Here is a 21604-nt window from a genome sequence, read left to right as displayed (position 1 = left end):
GCCCGCTCACCTGAGCTGGGCATACACTCTATCTCTGTCTGGAGACTGCCGTGAACATTCATGAGTATCAAGCCAAGGCAATTTTACGCAAATTCGGCGTGCCGGTTCCCGACGGGCACGTCTGCTACAACGGCGCCAGCGCCCGCGAATGGGCCAAGCGTCTGGGGGACGGCCCGTGGGTAGTGAAGGCCCAGATCCACGCCGGCGGGCGCGGTAAAGGGGGGGGCGTCAAGCTCGCCAGGACCTCGGAAGAGGTCCGGCTGATCGCCCGCGACATGCTGGGGATGACGCTCAGGACCCACCAGACCGGACCAGAGGGGAAGGTCGTCACCCGGGTGCTGGTTGAGAACGGCTGCAACATCGGCCGCGAGCTCTACGTGAGCCTCCTGGTCGACCGTGCAACCTCCAAGGTGACCGTGATGGCCTCAACCGAGGGGGGGATGGACATCGAGGAGGTGGCCGCCAAGACCCCGGAAAAGATCTTCATGGAGACGGTCGATCCGCTGGCGGGGCTCACCCCGTTCCAGTGCCGTAAGCTCGCCTTCAGCCTCGGGCTCGGCGGAAAGCTCCTCACCAAGGCGGTCAAGCTCTTCCAAGGGCTCTACGCGACCTTCATCGCCTGCGACTGCTCCCTTTTGGAGATCAACCCGCTGGTGGTGACCAAGGAGGACGAGCTTCTGGCGCTCGACGCGAAATTCGGCTTCGACGACAACGCGATGTTCAGGCACCTGCAGATTGCCGACATGCGGGACTTCGACGAGGAGGACCCCAACGAGGTGGAGGCCTCCCAGCACGACCTCTCCTACATCTCGCTTTCCGGCAACATCGGCTGCCTGGTCAACGGTGCCGGTCTCGCCATGGCGACCATGGACATCATCAAGCACTATGGCGGCGACCCGGCCAACTTCCTGGACGTCGGCGGCGGGGCGACCATCGAACGGGTGACGGAAGCTTTCAAAATCATTCTTTCGGACGTTAACGTCAAGGGCATCTTTGTCAACATCTTCGGCGGGATCATGAAGTGCGACGTCATCGCCACCGGGGTCATCGAGGCGGCGCGCCAGGTTTCGCTCCAGGTGCCGCTGGTGGTCCGGCTGGAGGGGACCAACGTCGAGCTGGGCAAGAAGCTTTTGGCCGAGAGCGGCCTGAACATCGTCGCCGCCGACGGCATGGCCGACGGCGCCCGCAGGATCGTCAACGCCGTGGCGTCCGCCGCCAGAAGGGAGAGGGGAGAATGAGCATAATCGTCAACCGCAACACCAAGGTCATCACCCAGGGGATCACCGGGGCTACCGGCCTCTTCCACGCCAAAGGCGCCCGCGAGTACGGCACCCAGATGGTGGGCGGCGTCACCCCCGGCAAGGGGGGGACCACCGTCGACGGCTTCCCGGTCTTCGACACGGTGGCCGACGCGGTAGAGAAGACCGGCGCCACCGCCTCCGTCATCTATGTTCCGCCCCCCTTTGCCGCCGACTCCATCATGGAGGCGGTCGACGCGGGCATCGAGCTCGTGGTCTGCATCACCGAAGGGATCCCGGTCCTCGACATGGTCAAGGTGAAGCAGTACATGCAGGGGAAAAGTACCCGTCTGATCGGCCCCAACTGCCCCGGCGTCATCACCCCGGGAGAGTGCAAGATCGGCATCATGCCCGGCTACATCCACAAACCGGGCAAGGTCGGCGTGGTCTCCCGCTCCGGCACCCTCACCTACGAAGCGGTCTGGCAGTTGACCGGCTACGGCCTCGGCCAGTCGACCTGCGTCGGCATCGGCGGCGACCCGGTCAACGGGACGAGCCACCTCGACTGCCTGAAGATGTTCGAGGAGGACCCCGACACCGAGGCGGTCATCATGATCGGCGAGATCGGCGGCAACGCCGAGGAGGAGGCCGCCCGCTTCGTGAAGGAGAACATGACCAAGCCGGTCGCCGCCTACATCGCCGGCCGCACCGCCCCCCCGGGAAAAAGGATGGGGCACGCCGGCGCCATCATCTCGGGAGGGAAGGGGACCGCGGCGGAGAAGGTCGCCGTCCTCGAAGAATGCGGGATTTCGGTGGCCGCCACCCCCGCGGAGATGGCCGAAGCGCTCATGAAGGTCTATCGCCCCTGACAAGGATCTTGCCATGCTCATAGTCGTCTGCATCAAACAGGTTCCCGATACCACCCAGGTCCAGATCGACCCGGTCACCAACACCCTGGTGCGGGACGGGATTCCCTTCATCGTGAATCCCTACGACACCCACGCGCTCGAGGCGGCCCTCCAGTTGAAGGACCGCTTCGGCTTCCGGGTGGCGGCCATCTCTATGGGACCCCCCAACGCCGAGGCGGCGCTCAGGAAGGCGCTCTCCCTCGGGGTCGACCGGGCCATCCTCCTCTCCGACCGCGTCTTCGGCGGGGCGGACACCCTCGCCACCAGCAACGTCCTCACCAAGGCTATCCAACTCTTGCACGCGGACGAGAAGGTGGGGATGGTGCTGTGCGGCAAGCAGACCATCGACGGCGACACCGCCCAGGTCGGCCCCGGCATCGCCACCCGCCTGGGCTACACCCAGCTCACCCTGGTGGACCGGGTCGAAAACGTCGACACCCTGCGCGGGAAGATCCGGGTACGGAGAAAGCTCGAGGGGAGGCACGAGGTGGTGGAATCCCCCTTCCCGGTGATGCTGACCGTGGTGCGGGAGCTCAACAACCCGCGCTACCCGACCGTCCCGATGCGGCTCGCCTCCGAAGACGCCCGGGTCGAACTCTGGAACAACGAGGTGCTGAAGCTGGACGTCGGCACCATCGGCCTCAAGGGCTCCCCCACCTGGGTGAGCAGGATATTCTCCCCCGAACGTGCCAAGGGCGAGGTGATCGGCGACGGGGTGAAAGATCCCTCCGGTGCCGCCCATCTCCTGATCGACAAGCTGTTGAGCAAAGACCTCTTGGCCGTATAGCGAGGACCACCAATGACCGTAGAGAACAAGATTAAGAAACCGAGGGGAAAGGCCCGGCTGGTCGAGGGAAAATGCATCGCCTGCGGAGCCCGTTGCGAGAGCTCCTGCCCGGTCAACGCCGTGGTGATGTCGGAGGCCGGGGAGCCCGCCGTGGTGGCCGAGAAGTGCATCGGCTGCGTCAAGTGCGTGAAGGTCTGCCCCGCCCAGGCACTCGAGATGTTCTTCACCCCCGAGGAACAGGCGATCCTTGACCAGTTGGCCCGCGAGGGTACCGCCGTCGAAGAGGAGCTCGATCCGGAGGCCAAGGCGCTTGCCGAGAAGCTCGCCGCCTACAAGGGGGTCTGGGTCTTCGTGGAGCAGACCGAAGGGGAGGTGGCCAAGGTCTCCTGGGAGCTGATGGGGAAAGGGCGGGAGCTCGCCGACAACCTGAAGGTGCCCCTTTCCGCCGTCGTCATCGGTGAAAAGGTCGATGAGCTCTGCCACGAGGCGTTCCGCTACGGCGCCGACCAGGCCTATCTCGTGGACGCGCCGGTCTTTCGCCACTACCGGACCCAGGCCTACCTGAAGGCCCTCTGCCAGCTGATCGATCTCTTCAAGCCGGAGATCATCCTGATGGGCGCCACCGGTCTCGGCCGCGACCTGGCCGGAGCCGTCGCCACCGTGGTCGGCACCGGCCTCACCGCCGACTGCACCGCGCTCGGGATCGATGACCGCGGCAACCTCATGCAGACCCGTCCCGCCTTCGGGGGGAACATCATGGCGACCATCATGTGCGACAAGTTCCGTCCCCAGATGGCCACCGTCCGTCCCCACGTGATGCCGATGCCTGAGCGGATCGCTGACGGTGCCGGGGCCATCCTCCCGGTCACCTGCCGCGTTGCCGAGGAAGAGATCCTCACCAAGGTGCTGGAGATCATCTCCGACCGTAACAAGGACCACGTGGACGTGGCGGGTGCCGAGTTCATCGTCTCCGGCGGCCGCGGCATGATGGGGAAGGAGAACTTCTCCCTGCTCCAGGAGCTGGCCGACGAGTTGGGCGGCGTGGTAGGAGCCTCCCGCAGCGCGGTCGATGCCGGCTGGATGCCGCACGAGCTGCAGGTTGGCCAGACGGGCAAGACCGTGCGTCCCAAGATCTACATCGCCTGCGGGATCTCCGGCGCCATCCAGCACCTGGTCGGGATGCAGGACTCCGACCTGATCATCGCCATCAACCGTGACAAGGATGCCCCGATCTTCGAAGTCGCCCACTACGGCATAGTCGGCGACCTCTTCCAGGTCGTCCCCGCCCTCATCGAGCGCCTGCGCACCCTGAAGGGCCAGCCCGAGTCGTCGCGAAAGATCTGCATCAACGCCTGACCCTAATGCCCTCTCCCTCCGGGAGAGTGGGTGATGAGATATACCCTCGCCCCTTCAGGGGAGAGGCTGAGAATGAGTTATACCCTCGCCCCTTCAGGGGAGAGGGTGCCCGAAGGGCGGGTGAGGGCGGTTTTCCCCCAGCCTGTCCAGACTTCCTCACCCCAGCCCTCTCCCGGAGGGAGAGGGAGAGCATGGAAAGAGTTGGCAAAAGGTTCCCCCCTTTGGGAAGGGGGGACAGGGGGGATTTCAGCCCAGGCGAGGCCCCCGGAAAAATGAAAAGTTAACCACCAACGGACGAGGGAATCATTATGTCGCCCAACGCAACAGTTTTCGGATGGATGCTGCTCGTAAGCTGCATCGTCTTCTGCACCGCCTGCTACCGTCGGTTAAGCCTGGTCGGCATAGGCCAGGCCGACCAGCGCACCGCCGGCCTCGGCCGCGGCCTCTGGCAGGTCCTATCCCACGCCATCGCCCAGAAACGCGTGGTCAGCAAATCCTTCGGCCTCAACCACGCCGTCATCTTCTGGTCCTTCCTGGTGCTCCTTTTGGCCAACGCCGAATTCGTGGCGAGCTCCCTCGTCCCCTCCTTCTCCTTGGCGGTGCTCCCCTTCGGCCTACACCACGGGCTTCTCTTTCTCTTCGATGCCGCTTCCCTCTTGGCCCTGGTCGCCGTCTTTTTCGCCTTCGCCCGCCGGCTCTTCTTCCCCCCCGCCTCCATGAGCAGCGCGTACGTGAAGGCCCGCAGCTTCGAAGGGTTCTTCATCCTCACCCTGATCGCCTCGCTGATGCTCGCCTACTTCGGGATGCACGCGGCAACCATCGCCCGGGGAGACGAAGCCGCCGCCTCCGCCATGCCCGTCTCCTCCTTCATCGCCTCCCTCCTCGGCGGGCTCAACCCCGAGCAGCTGAGCGACCTGGGCGGAGTGAGCTGGTGGGTGCACGCCGTCGCGCTCCTTCTATTCCTCTGCTTCCTCCCGCTCAGCAAGCACATGCACATCCTCACCGCCATCCCCAACCTCTTCCTGGCTGACCCGGACGGGCGCAACACGCTCCCGCGCGAGGAGTTCGTGAAAGGGGGGAGCTACGGCGTCGCCAAGGTCGACGAGTTCACCTGGAAGGATCTCCTGGACGGCTTCGCCTGCACCGAATGCGGGCGCTGCCAGGCATCCTGCCCCGCCGCGAGCACCGGAAAGCCCCTCAACCCGCGCCAGGTGATCCACGCGATCAAGGTGAACCTCCTTGCCAACGGCCCGTCCCTTAGGCATGGCGGCGCCCCGAAAATCCCGCTGATCGGTGCGGAAGGGGAGGGGACCACGAGCGAGGATGCCGTCTGGTCCTGCACCACCTGCGGCATCTGCATGAGTGTCTGTCCGGTGCTGATCGAGCACATGCCGAAGGTCGTCAAGATGAGGCGCCAACTGGTGCAGATGAAATCGAGCTTCCCCGAGGAACTCCTGACCCTCTTCGAGAACATGGAAGGAAGGAGCAACCCGTGGGGGATCGCCCCCACCGAGCGGACCAAGTGGCACAGCGGCATGGAGGTCAAGCCGTTCGAGGCCGGCAAGACCGAGTACCTCTTCTGGGCCGGCTGCGCGGGGGCTTTCGACTCCCGCCAGAAGCACGCCACCGTTGCCATGGCGACCATTCTCAACGCCGCCGGCGTTTCCTGGGGGACCCTCGGCAAGGACGAGAAGTGTTGCGGCGACAGCCTCCGCCGGCTCGGCAACGAGTACGTCTTCGACAAGCTGGCCCGCGAGAACGTGCACCTCTTCAAAGAGCGCGGCGTCGTCAAGGTCGTCACCCAGTGCCCGCACTGTTTCACAACTCTCAAGAACGATTACCGCCAGTACGGGATCGAGTTGGAGGTGGTGCACCATTCCGAGCTGATCGCCGAGCTGATCAAGAGTGGCCGGTTAAAGCTCAACAAGAAAGTCACCGAACTCGGCAAGCTCCTCTTCCACGACTCCTGCTACCTCGGTCGGCACAACGACGTGTACGAAGCCCCCCGCCAGGCGATCCAGCAGGCGACCGGCGCCCGCCCCGACGAGTTCGACCGTAACGGAAAGGAATCCTTCTGCTGCGGCGCCGGCGGCGGGAGGATGTGGCAGGAAGAGACCGAAGGCGAAAGGATCAACCTGAACCGTGTGAAAGAGGCCGTGGCGAAGAAGCCGGACACCATCTGTGTAAGCTGCCCCTACTGCATGACCATGATGGAAGACGGCCTCAAAGACCTGCAAGCCACCGGCACCCAGGTCAAAGAGCTAGCCGAAGTCGTCGCCGAAGCCCTGCGCCAGTAAAAGCCCCCCTCACCCTGCCCCTTGTATAGTCATCCCCTCTCCCCCCGGGAGAGGGTGGCCGAAGGCCGGGTGAGGGAGAACCTGAAACACCCTCGGCAAAAGGCCCCCCCCTTGTTAAAGAGGGGACAGGGGGATTTCAGCCCCAGCCGGCCCTGCAACAGAACGTAAGAATAGGGAGGCCCCATGCCATTATCAAAAATCGAAGACGTCCTGGAAGACCTCCGTCAGGGGAAGATGGTAATCCTCGTCGACGACGAAGACCGCGAAAACGAAGGCGACCTCTGCATGGCCGCCGAGATGGTCACCCCGGAGGCCATCAACTTCATGGCCATGCATGGCCGCGGCCTGATTTGCCTGACCCTCACCGAAGAAACCTGCGATCGCCTCAACCTCCCCCCCATGGTGAAAGAGAACAGCTCCTCCTTCGGCACCGCCTTCACCGTCTCCATCGAGGCCCGCCGCGGAGTGAGCACCGGCATCTCCGCCGCCGACCGCGCCCACACCATCCTGACCGCCGTGGCCGACGGCGCCTGCGCCGACGACCTCGCCCGCCCCGGCCACATCTTCCCGCTGCGCGCCCGTAAAGGCGGCGTCCTGGTGAGGACCGGCCAGACCGAGGGCTCCGTCGACCTGGCGAGGCTGGCCGGACTGAAGCCCGCCGGCGTCATCTGCGAGATCATGAACGACGACGGCTCCATGTCCCGGATGCCCCAGTTGCAGCGCTTCGCCCTCCAGCACGGCATCAAGATCTGCACCGTCGCCGACCTGGTCGCCTACCGGCTCCAGCACGAGTCGCTGGTGAGAAAGGCCGCCGAAGTGCGCCTCCCGACCAGCTACGGCGGCGAGTTCCGGACCATGGTCTTCGAAAACGACGTCGACCGCCAGGAACACCTCGCCCTGGTCAAAGGGGACATCGGCGGGAACGAGCCGGTCCTGGTGCGAGTCCACTCCGAATGTCTCACCGGAGACGTCTTCGGAAGCTGCCGCTGCGACTGCGCCAACCAGCTCCAGCGCTCCATGGCGATGATCGAGGAAGAGGGGCGTGGCGTGATCCTCTACATGCGGCAGGAAGGGCGCGGCATCGGCCTCGTCAACAAGCTGAAGGCCTACGCCCTTCAGGATGAGGGAAAAGACACCGTGGAAGCGAACCTTGCCCTCGGCTTCAAGGCCGACCACCGCGATTACGGCATCGGCGCCCAGATCCTTCTCCACCTCGGCGTGAAGAACATCCGCCTGATGACCAACAACCCGAAGAAGATGATCGGTCTCCAAGGCTACGGCATCAACATCGTGGACCGTGTCCCCCTCGAGATGCCCGCCTCCGCCTCGAACCTGCGCTACCTGAAGACCAAGCGCGAAAAGCTCGGGCACCTGCTCGTCAACCTCTGATCCCCTCCCGCCGGTTGAGCCAGTGCCAGTGGATAACCGATTCGTAATCAGCAGGATGTTGTACCAGAGTTAAAGTGAATTTTAAGGAGCTCGTGGCCATGAGAGACCACCCGCCGCAGGTTATCGAAGGAAAGCTGGACGCCACCGGTCTCACCTTTGCCATCGTCGTAGGCCGTTTCAACAGTTTCCTGACCGAGCGTCTTCTGGAAGGCGCCCTCGACGCCCTGGTCCGCCATGGTGCTGAGGGCGAGCATATCACCGTCGTCCGCGTGCCGGGGGCCTTCGAGATCCCGCTGGCGGCCAAGAAGCTCGCAGATAGGGGAGGGCAGGACGCCATCATCTGTCTGGGATGCGTGATCCGCGGCTCCACCCCCCATTTCGACTACGTCTCTTCCGAGGTCACCAAAGGAGTCGCGCAGATCTCCCTCTCCGGAGGTATTCCCATCGCCTTTGGCGTCCTGACCACCGACACCATCGAGCAAGCCGTCGAGCGTTCCGGCACCAAGGCCGGTAACAAAGGCTTCGACGCCGCCATGACCGCCATCGAGATGGCCAACGTCTGCAAGGCCATTGCGGCCTGACCGGCGAAAGCCTGCAACGCCCGGCCACAGGTTCCTTGCCGGCTTCCCCCACCCCTGCCCCCACGCTCCAGGGGAGGGGGAATGTCCGCCCCCTGTCCCCCCCTTTGCGAAGGGGGGACAGGGGGGATTTTAGCCCAAGGCTGATGGTAGAAAGTAAGGGAGGGGCCAGTGTAGATGGCGGACATTTATAGTAAATACCAACGATTGTCCTTCGGAGGATCAAGCAATGACTGAAGTTTTCGTAGTAGAGGCACTTCGTACCCCCTTCGGTTCTTTCGGCGGCACGCTGGCTGATGTGCCGGCCCCGGAGTTGGCGGCCGCCGTCATGAAAGGGCTCCTCTCCAAAACCGGTCTTGCGCCGGAAGCGGTGGACGAGGTGATCGTAGGTCAGGTCCTCTCGGGCGGCTGCGGCCAGGCTCCCGCGCGGCAGGCGATGCGGGCCGCCGGCCTTCCCGACTCCGTTCCTGCCCTCACCATCAACAAAGTCTGCGGTAGCGGCCTGAAGGCCATCATGCTCGGCGCCGACAGCATCCGTCTCGGGGAATCCGGCATCGTCCTCGCCGGCGGGATGGAGAACATGACCCTCGCCCCCTACCTCCTCAAGAAGGGACGCAACGGTTACCGGATGGGGCACGGAGAGCTCAGCGACCTGCTGATCCTCGACGGGCTCCAGGACCCCTACACCGGCCGCCACATGGGCGAAATCGGCGAGGATAGTGCCGCTCGCGCAGGCATCACCCGGGAAGACCAGGACGCCTTTGCCGCACGCTCCTACGAGCTGGCTCGCCAAGCCCTTTCCCAGAGCATCTTTTCCACCGAGATCGTGCCCGTGGTGAAGAAGGGGAAAAAGGGCGAGGAGATCTTCTCCTTCGACGAGGAGCCGCTGAAAGGTGATCCTGCCAAGCTGTCCCAGCTCCGCCCGGCCTTTCGCAAGGACGGCACCATCACCGCCGGCAACGCCTCCACCATCAACGACGGCGCCGCCCTCGTTCTTTTGGCTGGCGAGTCGGGAGTGAAAAAGCATGGACTGGTCCCGCGCGCCCGCATCGTCGCCTCCGCCACCGCGAGCCTCCATCCCGACCAATTCCCGGAAGCACCGGTAGCTGCCATCGAAAAAGTCTGCCGCAAGGCGGGGATCTCGGTGGGGGAAATCGACCTCTTCGAGATCAACGAGGCCTTCGCCACCGTCCCGCTTTTCGCCATCAAGGAACTGAACCTGCCGCTGGAAAAGGTCAACGTCAACGGCGGGGCCTGCGCCATCGGGCATCCCATCGGCGCCAGCGGCGGCAGGCTTGCCGCCACCGTCGTCCGCGAGCTCCACCGCCGCGGTGACCGCTTCGGCCTCGCCACCCTCTGCATCGGCGGCGGCGAAGCAGTCGCAGTCATCTTCGAACGGGTGTAGGAGGGAGAACCCCCGCCCTTCAGTGAAGAGGGTGGCCGAAGGCCGCTACTTTATATACCCTCGCCCCTTTAGGGGAGAGGGTGGCCGAAGGCCGGGTGAGGGAGGTTTCCCTGCCCGAACCGCCCCCTCACCCTGACCCTCTCCCCCGACGGGGGCGAGGGGAGATTAATTATCAACTCAAATAACTGGGCGCACTTACGCCCTCAACGAAGGTATGGGGAGGATGCAATGAATTTCGAGCTGAGTCAGGACCACAAAGTGCTGCAGGACAGCGTGAGGGATTTCGTCAACAAGGAGATCAAGCCGATCGCCATGCAGATCGACGAGGAGCACGCCATCCCCGACGACCTGGTAAGGAAGATGGCCGAGATGGGTTTTCTCGGGAGCTACTTCCCGGAGGAGTACGAGGGCGCCGGACTCGACATGCTCTCCTACGCGATCGTGGTCGAAGAAGTCTCCAAGGCCTGCGGCTCCAGCGGCGTGCTGATCTCCGCCCACACCTCCCTTGCCTGCGGCCCGATCTACACCTTCGGCAACGAAGAGCAGAAGAAAAAGTGGCTCCCGGACCTGAACACCGGCCGCAAGATCGGCTGCTTTCTCCTGACCGAGCCGGACGCGGGCTCCGACGCCGGCGCCACCGCCACCACCTACCGCCGCGATGGGGACCACTTCGTCGTCAACGGCTCCAAGATCTTCATAACCAACGGCGGCTACCGCGGCACCGGCGTGCTCTTCGCCTCCCGCGACAAAAGCCTCAAACACAAAGGGGTCTCCGCCTTCATCATCGACCTCGAGAGCCCGGGCGTGGAGATCCTGAAGAACGAGAAGAAGCTCGGCATCCGGGGGAGCTACACCACCGCCTTCGCCCTCGACGAGGTCCGTATCCCGGTGGAGAACCTCCTGGGGGAGGAAGGGCAGGGGTTCAAGATCGCCATGGACACCCTGAACGGCGGCCGGATCGGCATCGCCTCCCAGGCCCTCGGCATCGCCGGCGGCGCCTTCGAACGCGCGCTCGCCTACTCCAAGGAGAGAAAGCAGTTCGGGCACCCCATCTGCGATCTGCAGTCCATCCAGTTCAAGCTGGCCGACATGTGGTCGAAGATCGAGACGAGCCGCCTCGTGACCTACAAGGCCGCCTGCCTCAAGGACCGGAAGAAGAACTACACGATGGAATCCGCCATGTCCAAGATGCTCGCCTCCGAGGCCGCCACCTACGTCGCCAAGGAAGCCATCCAGATCCACGGCGGTTACGGCTTCATCGCCGACTACGAAGTCGAGCGCATGTACCGCGACGCCAAGATCACCGAGATCTACGAAGGGACCAACGAGATCCAGCGCGTCGTCATCTCCAAGATGCTCCTGAGCTAGCCACCGCCGCTTATACGACTGCTACCAGCTCTCCTCCCCCTCCCTCACCCACTGCTACAACTCTCCCTCCCCTTCAAGGGGAGGGTCGGGGTGAGGATGGGGGGATGGAGTTTCTGCCTATGCCGCGGTGGTGTAGAATGGGGGAAATGGTGCAAATGGGCATTGCCCATAAAGCGCCATTGTGAAACGTTTGAAAGCGAGGAGGAGTCACCATGCTCGTTCAAACCGACTCGAGAAGACGTGTCACCTTGCCACCCTCCGTTGGTATCAATCCGGGCGACGCCCTCAATCTGGAGGTTTTGGAAGACGGGAGAATCATGCTGATCCCCGTGGAGCCGATTCCGCGCCACCAGTTATGGGCTTGGACCGCAGAAACGAAGGAGGCCATAACCGCCTCGCTGACCGACCCGCGTCCCTCCCTGTCCGTGAATTCCACCAAAGAGGCTGAAGCTGTTGCCAAAAGGTGGACCGGTGAAGATTGAGATCCGGCCCGCGTTTGAAGAAGCGGTCTTGAAGGCAGAATTGCCGATTCGCAAGGCGGCGGCGAAAATGCTCCTCCAATTGCAAACACTCAGCATAAAAGAGCTTTGGGCCCATCCCGGCCTCAATTTCGAAAAATTACCCGGCATGATCGAACCCAACACCGGTGAACAGCTCTACTCCCTCCGTGTCACCGGAAGCGCCCGCGCTATCACCTGCCTACTTAAAGGCCCCGTTCTCGTCCTCGTGAGCCTGCACGTCCAACACAACAAGGCATGCCGAAAGTGAAAGCGATGCGGGTGTCAGCCGAGATCGATCATCACCACGACAGTGACAATCCCTAGCGCAGCCAGCGCGAAGATAACCCACCTCATGACCGGTCCTAAAGAGGCTCTCTCACCGCCCCTCCATCCGGGAATAACGATCATGTAATAGAGACAGAAGAGGACGGGAAAGGCTGCGATGCTGACCGCTATCTTGCGGCCGAAGGTGGATAGGTGGGGGATGATGAGCGCGAGCGATACCGCCACCAGGCAGAGAAGGATAGGGACCTCCATGAGATAGCCCGCCTGTGACTGGTTCCTTTGCACCGGTTTCTTGTTCATGACCCGCCTCAGTTCAGAGATTTCGCCTCGCTCTATATCATATCGGCAGGTCCCTTTCCACGTTTTGTTATTCCAACCCCATCCGCAGCAGCACATCCCTTACCGGTTGCGACGCATTCTCGGGCGCCGGCCTGACGCCAAGCTTTTCGAGACAGGAGAGCCAGACGGTGAGCAACTGGCAGCCGGCGTCGTCGATGTCGGTCACCCCCTTGAGGTCGAGCACCGAGAACGTAGGTTGCGGCAGGCAGCCCTCCGAAGTGGTGAAGATCGGGTGCCGTTTGAGTGCCGTCGCCTGCTCGTCGATTGTTACCACCAAACGTAGGGTGGGCACCCCGTGCCCACGCGAATAGTCGACCGTCTCTTGAGATAGTGTACAGGCAGGTTTGTTCGTTCATGCCGTGGCTGCGGTTTGCTCAGTGGGCAGGGGATGGGGGAGAGTTTGCAGTCATGGTGTTTTCGTCTGATGGATGAATCTATACCATCAAACCTATGACTTTGCCAGTAGGCGGGGAATCAGAAATGAGATTTAACCTTGTTGTGAGTGAGGTTGTATCCGATAAGGGGCACGGCTACGGCGCCGCCCGCTCTGACTGCGATCCGTCGGGCCTGACACTATCTCGGCATTTTGAACGAGGTTTAAAGAGAGAAGTTTTGTCCATCTCGGCCGGGGGACGGCCGGGCGTCAGCTGCCGGGCGTCACGGGGAAAGGGAGGGGGAGGGTGAAGTAGAAGGTGGCCCCGCGGTCCACGGCCGCTTCGGCCCATACCTCCCCGCCGTGGCGGTGGACGATGCGCTGGACGGTGGCGAGCCCGATGCCGGTCCCCTCGAACTGCGAGGTCGTGTGCATCCGCTGGAAGGCCCCGAAAAGCTTTTCGGCATGGGCCATGTCGAAGCCGGCGCCGTTGTCCCGGACGTAGAAGGCCCTGTCCCCCCGTTGCTCCTGAACGCCGAACTCGATGACCGCCTGGCTCGTTTTCGACGTGTACTTCCAGGCATTGGCCACCAGGTTCTGGAGCACGGAGCGGATCAGCACCGGATCGGCCACCGCCGGTGCGGAATCGGCGATAACGAAGGTGACCGTCCGCTCCGGCTCTGTTTGCGTGAGCTCCTGAGCCAATTCCCGGACATACCTGCTGAGATCGAGCGGCACCGTCTTCAACTCGCTTCGGGTCACCTGGGACAGCGTGAGGAGCCCTTCGACCAGCTCCTGCATCTTGGCAGAGCAGCTACCGATCCTCCGCACCAACTGCGTCGCCCGTTCGTCCAGCGAGTTTGCCCCCTCCTCCAGCAGATCGACCATGGCGGTGATGTTGCGAAGGGGCGCCCGGAGATCGTGTGACACCGAGAAGCTGAAGGACTCCAGCTCCTTGTTGGCCGCCTCCAGCGCGGCCCGCTGCCGCATGAGTCCCGCGTTCAGGCAGGCTATCTCGAGCTGTCCCTTCCTGCGGCTCTCCACCTCCTTGTGCAGCGCGCCATTGGCCCGCTCCAGCTCGATGGTCCGCTCATGAACCCGCTGTTCCAGCTCGAGGTTGAGGTTCCGGGTGACGTCGTAGGCGAGCTTTCTGGCGGTGATGTCCTCTACGAATCCTTCCAGAAAGCGGACCTCGCCATGCTCGCCCCGCACGGCACGCATGTAGAGGTTGGCGAAAAACGTGGTGTGGTCCTTGCGGCGGTACTCGACCTCGCCGCGCACGAAACCGTCGGACGACCGCGCCTTTTCGATCATGAGAAGCCTCTCTTCCGGATGGACGAAGAGCTCGTGGGCGATGTCGCTTATGTCGTGAAGCATCAGCTCGGGGGAGCTGTGCCCCAGCATCGAGGCCAGCACCGGGTTGACTCGTTGGAACCGCCCCTCGATGCTGGAGCGGAAGATGCCGATGGGGGCGGACTCGAAGAAATGGCGATACTCCTCCTCGGAATCGCGCAAGGCGCTTACCGTGCGGTTGCGGGTGGCCACCAGCGCCGACACGACGAGGGTGGCGGCGGCGGTGACCCCGACGTACATCTGGAGAAAGAGGAGGGCGCGCTCCGGGTGGCCGGCGGCGAAGTGCCCATAACCGTTGAGGGTCCATGACACCGCGCTCACCATGACCAGCACGAGCGCCACGGCCGCCTCGAAGCAACCCAGGCGAAACGCCGTCCAGAAGAGGATAGGGATAAAGAGGTATTCCAGCGGCAGGTCCAGGCGAAAGGAGACGATCTCCACCACCCCAAGCCCCAGCAGTGCAACGGCGGCCTCCACTGCCTTCCGCCCGGACCAGCGGGGAAGGGGCCTCTTGGGCCAGTTGAGGATAAGCGGCGTGAAGAGGAGGGCTCCCACCGCATCCCCCACCCACCAGGTGAGCCACACCTCGCTGCTCTCGGGCCAGTTCTTCACCAGCATGTTCAGCGCGAACGTCCCGATGGTGGCGCTGATGAGGGGACTGGCCAGGGCGCCCAGCAGGATGAAGCGGACGGTATCCGCAAGCCTCTCGAAGGTGAACCGGTACGCGCTTGCGCACCGGATGAGCCAGCCTGCAGCCACCGCTTCCAGGGTGTTGCCGGCGGCGGTGATCAGCGAGAACAGCAGGGAGGACAGCAGCGGTTGGTCGCCCAAAGCGGTGGCGTTGGCGAGGAGGGCCCCGGCGAAGATGCCGGGCCAGATCCGGTAGCCGTAGACAAGGCAAGCGGCCAGCGCTATCCCGGTGGGGGGCCAGACCGGGGTCGCGTTGGTGTGAGGGATGGCCAACGACAACCCGATCTTGGCCGTGACGAGGTAGGCACCGGCGACGATGAGGTTTTGAAGTGGCTTCATGTGATTCCCGGCAGCATGGGATGTGGCAAGGGGACACCTCTTCTTAGGCGGGTTCGCGGGACGGTCTCCATTAGTTTAGCTCATCGGCCGCGTTAATAAAGGGGGGGCTTTGGGGACATGGGGAAGGATAACGGGAGGCGGGCACCGAAAAAAAGGAAGGGTGGGGTGCCGTGGCACCTCACCCTTTCCTGGGTAATGCGGTAGTGGGAAGCGTACTAGGGAAGCTCGGTCTCCCCCATCAGGAAGCGGTCGCACTCGCGGGCGGCGCCGCGCCCTTCGTTGAAGGCCCAGACCACCAGGCTCTGTCCGCGGCGGCAGTCGCCGGCGGCGAAGACCCCCGGGATGCTGGTCGCGTAGCGGTTGTACTCCGCCTTGATGTTGCTGCGGACGTCCACTTCCAGGCCAAGGGCCGCGGGAAGCTCCTGCTCGGGGCCCAAAAAGCCCATGGCCAAAAGCACCAGCCCGGCCGGACGGACCTTCTCGGTGCCGGGAATGCGGACCGGGACGAAGTGCCCGTGCTCGTTCTTCTCCCACTTCACTTCGACGGTGTGCACCGCGGTCACGTTCCCCCCGGCGTCACCTTCGAACTTGGTGGCGGTGGTGAGGAACACCCTCGGGTCGGCGCCGAACTTGGCGGCGGCCTCTTCCTGGCCGTAATCGACCTTGTGGGTCTTCGGCCATTCCGGCCACGGGTTGTCGTCGGCGCGGCTGTCGGGGAAGCGGGGCATGATCTCCAGCTGGGTGACCGACTTGCAGCCGTGGCGAAGCGAGGTGCCGACGCAGTCGGTACCGGTGTCGCCGCCGCCGATGATGATGACGTCCTTACCCTCGGCGGAGATGAAGTCGCTCCCGTTGTTAAGCACCGCCTTGGTGTTGGCGGCCAGGAAGTCCATGGCGAAGTGGATCCCCTTCAACTGCCTTCCCTCGATGGGGAGGTCGCGGGGTACGGTGGCGCCGGTGGCCATGACCACGGCGTCGAACTCGCTCCTGAGCTTCTCCACCGGGTAGTCGGGACCGCCGATGTTGGTGTTGCAGACGAAGGTGATCTGCTCCTCCTCCATCAGCTTGATGCGGCGCAGCACCACCTCGCGCTTGTCGAGCTTCATGTTCGGGATGCCGTACATCAAGAGCCCCCCGGGGAGGTCGGCCCGCTCGAAGACGGTCACCTGGTGCCCCGCCTTGTTGAGCTGGGCGGCCGCCGAGAGTCCGGCCGGGCCGCTTCCGACCACCGCCACCTTCTTGCCGGTGCGGACCTGCGGCGGGTTGGGAACGATCCACCCTTCCTTCCAGGCGCGGTCGATCAGGCTCACCTCGATGTTCTTGATGGTCACCGCCGGCTCGCTGGCTCCCAGGGTGCACGACCCCTCGCAGGGCGCCGGGCAGACCCGCCCGGTGAATTCCGGGAAGTTGTTGGTCCGCAGAAGCCTCGTCACCGCCTGTTTCCAGAGGCCGCGGTAGACCAGGTCGTTCCACTCGGGGATCAGGTTGTTGATCGGGCAGCCGCAGGCCATGCCGCTCACCAGCATCCCGGTGTGGCAGAAGGGGATGCCGCAGTCCATGCAGCGGGCCCCCTGGGTGCGGAGCTTCTCGTCGGGCATGTGCAGGTGGAACTCGTTCCAGTCCTTGAGCCTATCCAGCGGCTCGCGGTCGGCCGGGAGCTCGCGAAGGTATTCCATGAATCCGGTTGGTTTTCCCATTGCTCTATCCTATCTGAAGAATTCTTCTCGCTGTTAGTGTGCTGCCTGGGCGGCGTTTTCCTCGAATGCCGCCGCCAGTGCCTCGTCGCCGCTCAAACCCGCCGCCTTGGCCCGTTCCAGGGCCTGCAGGACCCTCTTGTAGTCCCTCGGCATGACCTTCACGAACTGGTGGGCGTAGGTCCTCCAGTTGTTCAGGATGGCGGCGGCCCGCGCGCTGCCGGTCCTCTCCGCGTGGCTCACGATCATCGCCTTGACGGTGGCGAGATCCTGCTCGTCCAGCTGCTCGAGATCGGCCATGTCGGTGTTGCAGTGCTCCCTGAACTGGTGCTGGTCGTCGAGCACGTAGGCGACGCCGCCGCTCATGCCGGCCCCGAAGTTCCTGCCGGTCTCGCCGAGCACCACCACGGTGCCGCCGGTCATATACTCGCAGCCGTGGTCGCCCACCCCTTCAACCACCGCGTTGACGCCGGAGTTGCGGACGCAGAAGCGTTCCCCCGCGATCCCGCTGATGTAGGCGGTGCCGCTGGTCGCGCCGTAGAAGGCGACGTTGCCGGCGATGATGTTCTCCTCGGCCTTGAACTTGGAGCCCTCGGGAGGATAGACCACGATGGTGCCGCCGGAAAGCCCCTTGCCGAGGTAGTCGTTCGCGTCGCCGGAGAGTTCCATGGTCATCCCTTTCGGAAGGAAGGCGCCGAAGCTCTGGCCGGCCGAGCCGTTGAACTTGAGCCGGACGGTCCCCTCCGGGAGCCCCTCGGCCCCGTAGGCGCGGGTGATCTCGTTGCCGACGATGGTGCCGGCCACGCGGTCGATGTTGGTGATGGAAAGCTCGGCGGATACCTTTTCGCCTTTCTCGATGGCCGGCTTGCAGATATCGAGGAGCTTGGTGATGTCGAGCGACTTGGCGAGGCCGTGGTCCTGCGCCTCGGTGCAGTAACGGCTCCCCTTGACCCCGATCTCCGGGCGGTAGAGGATCTTGCTGAAGTCGAGCCCCTCCGCCTTCCAGTGGGCGACGGCCCGCTTGGGCTCCAGGCGGTTGGCGCGTCCCACCATGTCGTTGAAGGTGCGGAAGCCGAGCTCGGCCATGATCTCCCGGACTTCCTGGGCGACAAAACGCATGTAGTTGACCACGTACTCCGGCTTGCCGGCGAACTTGGCCCTGAGGACCGGGTCCTGGGTGGCGACGCCGGTGGGGCAGGTGTTGGAGTGGCAGACCCGCATCATGACGCAGCCAAGGGTAACGAGCGGTGCGGTGGCGAAGCCGAACTCCTCGGCGCCCAAAAGGGCGGCGATGGCGACGTCGCGGCCGGTCTTCAGCTGGCCGTCCACCTCGACCACGATCCTCGAGCGGAGGTTGTTGAGCACCAGGGTCTGGTGGGTTTCCGCCAGGCCGAGCTCCCAGGGGAGACCGGCGTGCTTGATGGAGGAAAGGGGCGATGCGCCGGTGCCGCCGTCGTAGCCGGAGATGAGCACCACGTCGGCATGGGCCTTGGCGACCCCGGCCGCGATGGTGCCGACCCCGACCTCGGAGACCAGCTTGACGCTGATCCTCGCGCGGCGGTTGGCGTTTTTAAGGTCGTGGATCAGCTCCGCCAGGTCCTCGATGGAGTAGATGTCGTGGTGCGGCGGGGGCGACACGAGACCTACCCCCGGGGTGGTGTGACGGGTCTTGGCCACCCACGGGTAGACCTTGTGACCCGGCAGCTCGCCCCCTTCGCCGGGCTTGGCACCCTGGGCCAGCTTGATCTGCAGCTCGCCGGCGTTGGAGAGGTAGTTGCTGGTGACGCCGAAGCGGCCGGAAGCGACCTGCTTGATGGCGGAGTTCTTGGAGTCCCCCTGCTCGTTGGTCCAGGTGAAGCGCTCGGGGTCCTCGCCACCCTCGCCGGTGTTGGAGCGGCCGCCGATGCGGTTCATGGCGATGGCCAGGGCCTCGTGGGCCTCCTGGCTGATGGAGCCGTAGCTCATGGCGCCGGTCTTGAAGCGCTTCATGATCTCTTCGACCGGCTCCACCTCCTCGATAGGGACCGGGATCCGGATCTCGGTGTTGAAGTCCAAGAGGCCGCGCAGGGTGTACAGCCGCTCGTTCTGCTCGTCGATCAGCTTGGAGAAGACCTTGTACTCGTTGTAGTCGTCGGTACGGGTGGCCTTTTGCAGCGACTGGATGGTGAGCGGGTTGAAGAGGTGCTCCTCCCCCTCCTTGCGCCAGCCGTACTGCCCGCCCGGGTCGAGGGTCGGCTCCACCGGCACCCGATGCGGATAGGCCTTGCGGTGGCGGACCAGGAGTTCCTGGGCGATGCCGTTGAAATCGATGCCGCCGATCCGGGAGGGGGTCCAGGTGAAATATTTCTCGATCACCGAGTCGTGCAGGCCGACCGCTTCGCAGATCTGGGCGCCGCGGTAGCTCTGGATGGTGGAGATACCCATCTTGGCCATGGTCTTGACGATCCCCTTGACCGAGGCCTTGATGAAGTTCTTGACCCCTTTCTTGTGGTCGATGCCGGTCAGCATCCCCTGGGCGATCATGTCGTCGATGGTCTCGAAGGCCAGGTAGGGGTTGATGGCGGTGATGCCGTAGCCCAAAAGCACCGCGAAGTGGTGTACCTCGCGCGGCTCGCCCGACTCGAGGATCAAGGAGGCGTGGGTGCGGGCGGCGGTGCGGATCAGGTAGTGGTGCAGGCCGGCCGACGCCAGCAGCGCCGGAATGGCAGCGTACTCCTCGTTCACCCCGCGGTCGGAGAGGATCAGGATGGTGGTCCCCATCTCGATGTGGCGGATGGCCGTGGAGAAGAGGCTCTCCAGGGCCTTCTCCATCCCCTCGGCGCCATCGGCCGCCTTGAACAGCAGCGACAGGGTGACGCTCTTGAAGCCCGGCTGGTCGAGGGCGCGCAGCTTCTCCAGTTCCTCGTTGGTGAGGAGCGGGTGGTCCAGGTGGATGGTGCGGGCGCTGATCGCCGTGGGCTTCAGGAGGTTCGACTCCGAGCCGACCCGGACCGTGGTCGCGGTGATGATCTCCTCGCGGATCGGGTCGATCGGCGGGTTGGTCACCTGGGCGAAGAGCTGCTTGAAGTAGTTGTAAAGGAGCTGCGGCTTCTCGGAGAGGACCGCCAGCGGGGTGTCGGTACCCATGGAGCCCAAAGGCTGGATCCCGTCGGTGGCCATGGGGCCGACGATGGTCTCCAGGTCCTCGAAGCTGTAGCCGAACGCCTTCTGCCGCTGCAGGAGGGAGGACTGCTCGACCGGCGCACCATGGGCCGCCTCCGGGAAGCTCTCCAGGGACTGGTGGTTGACCGCCACCCAGTCGGCGTACGGCTTGGCGGTGGCGAGCTCGTTCTTGATCTCCTCGTCGGAGATGATGCGGCCGGCTTCGGTGTCCACCAGGAACATCTTGCCCGGCTGCAGCCTCCCTTTCTTGATCACCTTGGCGGGGTCGACCTGCAAAACGCCCGCCTCGGACGCCATGATGACCAGGTCGTCGTCGGTCAGGTAGTAGCGGCAGGGCCTGAGGCCGTTACGGTCGAGCACGGCGCCGATGATCCGGCCGTCGGTGAAGGTGAGGGCGGCCGGGCCGTCCCACGGCTCCATCAGGCAGGAGTGGTACTCGTAAAAGGCGCGCTTCTCCTTGCTCATGCTCTCGTGGTTTTCCCACGGCTCCGGGACCATCATCATCACCGCGTGCGGCAGGGTGCGGCCGGACTTGACCAGGAGCTCGAGGCAGTTGTCGAACATGGCGGAGTCGGAGCCGTTGGCGTCGATCACCGGAAGGAGCTTCTTGATGTCGTCGCCGAAGAGCTCGGAGCTGAACATCGACTGGCGGGCGTGCATCCAGTTGACGTTCCCCCTCAGGGTGTTGATCTCCCCGTTGTGGGCCAGGTAGTGGTACGGGTGGGCGCGGTCCCAGCTCGGGAAGGTGTTGGTGGAGAAACGGGAATGTACCACCGCGATGGCGGTCTCCACCGACTCGTCGCGCAGGTCCGGGTAGTACTGGTCCAGCTGGGCCGGCATCAGCATCCCTTTGTAGACGATGGTGCGGGTCGAGTTGCTGGCGAAGTACCAGAGCGGATCCACTCCGGTGTCGCGGATCTCGTGGATGGCGCGCTGGCCGATCACGTAGAGCTTGCGGTTGAAGGTGTCCTCATCCCAGGACGGGTCGCGCTTGAAAAAGATCTGGCGGACCAGCGGCTCGCCGGCCTTGGCGGTGTCGCCCAAAAGCGAGTTGTCGGTGGGGACCTTGCGCCGGCCGATCACCTCGACCCCTTCCTCGGCGGTGATCCGGTGGAAGACGTGCTTGGCGGCCGAGCGCTCGGTGGCGTCCGGGGAGGTGAAGAGCATGGCGACGCCGTACTCGCCGAACGGGGGGAGCTCAATGCCCAGCTCGGGGCAGACCTTGCGGAAGAAGGCATCGGGCATCTGCAGCAGGATGCCGGCGCCGTCGCCGGTGTTGTGCTCGCTCCCCACCGCGCCGCGGTGGTCGAGGTTGGCGAGGACGGTGATGGCCTGCTGGACGATCTCGTGGGACTTCTTCCCCTTGATGTTGGTGACGAAGCCGACGCCACAGGCATCATGCTCGAACTGGGGATCGTACATCCCCTGCTTCTTGGGTAATCCGAATGTTTTCATGATGCGACCTTTGCGGGTAGTGTTCGTGGTGCTGATGGAATCGTCACTATACTGCAATACCGGTGCCGATTCGCACCCCGGTCGAAGT

At 64.1% G+C, this 21604-nt stretch carries 16 protein-coding genes; 11 read left to right on the top strand and 5 right to left on the bottom strand.

Annotated features, from left to right (window positions below; translation table 11 throughout):
- Window positions 1–50 precede the first annotated feature (50 nt).
- The 11 genes from sucC (at window position 51) to ACYVL5_RS16995 (ending at window position 12094) form a co-directional block, all read left to right on the top strand.
- Window positions 51–1238, top strand: coding sequence for a succinate--CoA ligase subunit beta (gene sucC, locus ACYVL5_RS17045; protein WP_460596776.1), 1188 nt, complete (start codon window positions 51–53; stop codon window positions 1236–1238).
- Entirely contained in the window at window positions 1235–2107 is an 873-nt protein-coding gene (gene sucD / locus ACYVL5_RS17040) for a succinate--CoA ligase subunit alpha (protein ID WP_460596775.1), read from the top strand. The genes sucC and sucD overlap by 4 nt, the downstream gene beginning before the upstream one ends.
- A gap of 13 nt (window positions 2108–2120) precedes the next feature.
- Window positions 2121–2933 (top strand): electron transfer flavoprotein subunit beta/FixA family protein, encoded by an 813-nt coding sequence (locus ACYVL5_RS17035; protein WP_460596774.1) that lies wholly within the window; start codon window positions 2121–2123, stop codon window positions 2931–2933.
- A gap of 12 nt (window positions 2934–2945) precedes the next feature.
- Window positions 2946–4289, top strand: a complete 1344-nt coding sequence (locus ACYVL5_RS17030; RefSeq protein WP_460596773.1) for an FAD-binding protein — start codon at window positions 2946–2948, stop codon at window positions 4287–4289.
- A gap of 308 nt (window positions 4290–4597) precedes the next feature.
- Window positions 4598–6586 carry a (Fe-S)-binding protein gene (locus ACYVL5_RS17025; protein WP_460596772.1) on the top strand — a complete coding sequence of 663 codons (1989 nt, stop codon included), beginning with the start codon at window positions 4598–4600 and terminating at the stop codon, window positions 6584–6586.
- 183 nt (window positions 6587–6769) lie between these two features.
- Window positions 6770–7975 (top strand): bifunctional 3,4-dihydroxy-2-butanone-4-phosphate synthase/GTP cyclohydrolase II, encoded by a 1206-nt coding sequence (locus tag ACYVL5_RS17020; protein WP_460596771.1) that lies wholly within the window; start codon window positions 6770–6772, stop codon window positions 7973–7975.
- Window positions 7976–8073: 98 nt separating this feature from the next.
- Complete coding sequence (gene ribH, locus ACYVL5_RS17015) at window positions 8074–8556, top strand: 6,7-dimethyl-8-ribityllumazine synthase (RefSeq protein WP_460596770.1); 483 nt, start codon at window positions 8074–8076, stop codon at window positions 8554–8556.
- A gap of 226 nt (window positions 8557–8782) precedes the next feature.
- A complete protein-coding gene (locus ACYVL5_RS17010) occupies window positions 8783–9958 on the top strand; it encodes a thiolase family protein (RefSeq protein WP_460596769.1) in 1176 nt (391 codons plus the stop codon).
- 228 nt (window positions 9959–10186) lie between these two features.
- A complete protein-coding gene (locus ACYVL5_RS17005) occupies window positions 10187–11326 on the top strand; it encodes an acyl-CoA dehydrogenase (RefSeq protein ID WP_460596768.1) in 1140 nt (379 codons plus the stop codon).
- A 212-nt stretch (window positions 11327–11538) separates the two neighbouring features.
- Window positions 11539–11808: an AbrB/MazE/SpoVT family DNA-binding domain-containing protein gene (locus ACYVL5_RS17000; RefSeq protein ID WP_460596767.1), complete on the top strand. Its 270-nt coding sequence runs from the start codon at window positions 11539–11541 to the stop codon at window positions 11806–11808.
- Entirely contained in the window at window positions 11798–12094 is a 297-nt protein-coding gene (locus ACYVL5_RS16995) for a hypothetical protein (RefSeq protein ID WP_460596766.1), read from the top strand. The genes ACYVL5_RS17000 and ACYVL5_RS16995 overlap by 11 nt, the downstream gene beginning before the upstream one ends.
- 14 nt (window positions 12095–12108) lie before the next feature.
- Here the strand turns inward: ACYVL5_RS16995 and ACYVL5_RS16990 are convergent, their stop codons facing one another.
- From ACYVL5_RS16990 to gltB, 5 genes are all read right to left on the bottom strand, one after another.
- The gene (locus ACYVL5_RS16990; RefSeq protein ID WP_460596765.1) at window positions 12109–12411 is read right to left on the bottom strand and encodes a hypothetical protein; all 303 of its coding nucleotides are present in this window, start codon (window positions 12409–12411) and stop codon (window positions 12109–12111) included.
- A 67-nt stretch (window positions 12412–12478) separates the two neighbouring features.
- Window positions 12479–12727, bottom strand: a complete 249-nt coding sequence (locus tag ACYVL5_RS16985) for a hypothetical protein (protein WP_460596764.1) — start codon at window positions 12725–12727, stop codon at window positions 12479–12481.
- A 366-nt stretch (window positions 12728–13093) separates the two neighbouring features.
- Window positions 13094–15205: an MASE1 domain-containing protein gene (locus ACYVL5_RS16980; RefSeq protein WP_460596763.1), complete on the bottom strand. Its 2112-nt coding sequence runs from the start codon at window positions 15203–15205 to the stop codon at window positions 13094–13096.
- A 215-nt stretch (window positions 15206–15420) separates the two neighbouring features.
- Entirely contained in the window at window positions 15421–16902 is a 1482-nt protein-coding gene (locus ACYVL5_RS16975) for a glutamate synthase subunit beta (RefSeq protein ID WP_460596762.1), read from the bottom strand.
- 33 nt (window positions 16903–16935) lie between these two features.
- Window positions 16936–21516 carry a glutamate synthase large subunit gene (gene gltB / locus ACYVL5_RS16970; protein WP_460596761.1) on the bottom strand — a complete coding sequence of 1527 codons (4581 nt, stop codon included), beginning with the start codon at window positions 21514–21516 and terminating at the stop codon, window positions 16936–16938.
- Window positions 21517–21604: the final 88 nt, after the last annotated feature.

The sequence above is a fragment of the Geomonas sp. Red276 genome (assembly GCF_054784495.1).
This window is presented reverse-complemented; position numbering and strand designations above follow the sequence as displayed.

Coding starts and splice junctions, on each gene's coding strand:
- sucD (WP_460596775.1), top strand. CDS start 1,235: ATGAGCATAATCGTCAACCGCAACACCAAGGTCATCACCCAGGGGATC.
- ACYVL5_RS17035 (WP_460596774.1), top strand. CDS start 2,121: ATGCTCATAGTCGTCTGCATCAAACAGGTTCCCGATACCACCCAGGTC.
- ACYVL5_RS17030 (WP_460596773.1), top strand. CDS start 2,946: ATGACCGTAGAGAACAAGATTAAGAAACCGAGGGGAAAGGCCCGGCTG.
- ACYVL5_RS17025 (WP_460596772.1), top strand. CDS start 4,598: ATGTCGCCCAACGCAACAGTTTTCGGATGGATGCTGCTCGTAAGCTGC.
- ACYVL5_RS17020 (WP_460596771.1), top strand. CDS start 6,770: ATGCCATTATCAAAAATCGAAGACGTCCTGGAAGACCTCCGTCAGGGG.
- ribH (WP_460596770.1), top strand. CDS start 8,074: ATGAGAGACCACCCGCCGCAGGTTATCGAAGGAAAGCTGGACGCCACC.
- ACYVL5_RS17010 (WP_460596769.1), top strand. CDS start 8,783: ATGACTGAAGTTTTCGTAGTAGAGGCACTTCGTACCCCCTTCGGTTCT.
- ACYVL5_RS17005 (WP_460596768.1), top strand. CDS start 10,187: ATGAATTTCGAGCTGAGTCAGGACCACAAAGTGCTGCAGGACAGCGTG.
- ACYVL5_RS17000 (WP_460596767.1), top strand. CDS start 11,539: ATGCTCGTTCAAACCGACTCGAGAAGACGTGTCACCTTGCCACCCTCC.
- ACYVL5_RS16990 (WP_460596765.1), bottom strand. CDS start 12,411: ATGAACAAGAAACCGGTGCAAAGGAACCAGTCACAGGCGGGCTATCTC.
- ACYVL5_RS16980 (WP_460596763.1), bottom strand. CDS start 15,205: ATGAAGCCACTTCAAAACCTCATCGTCGCCGGTGCCTACCTCGTCACG.
- ACYVL5_RS16975 (WP_460596762.1), bottom strand. CDS start 16,902: ATGGGAAAACCAACCGGATTCATGGAATACCTTCGCGAGCTCCCGGCC.
- gltB (WP_460596761.1), bottom strand. CDS start 21,516: ATGAAAACATTCGGATTACCCAAGAAGCAGGGGATGTACGATCCCCAG.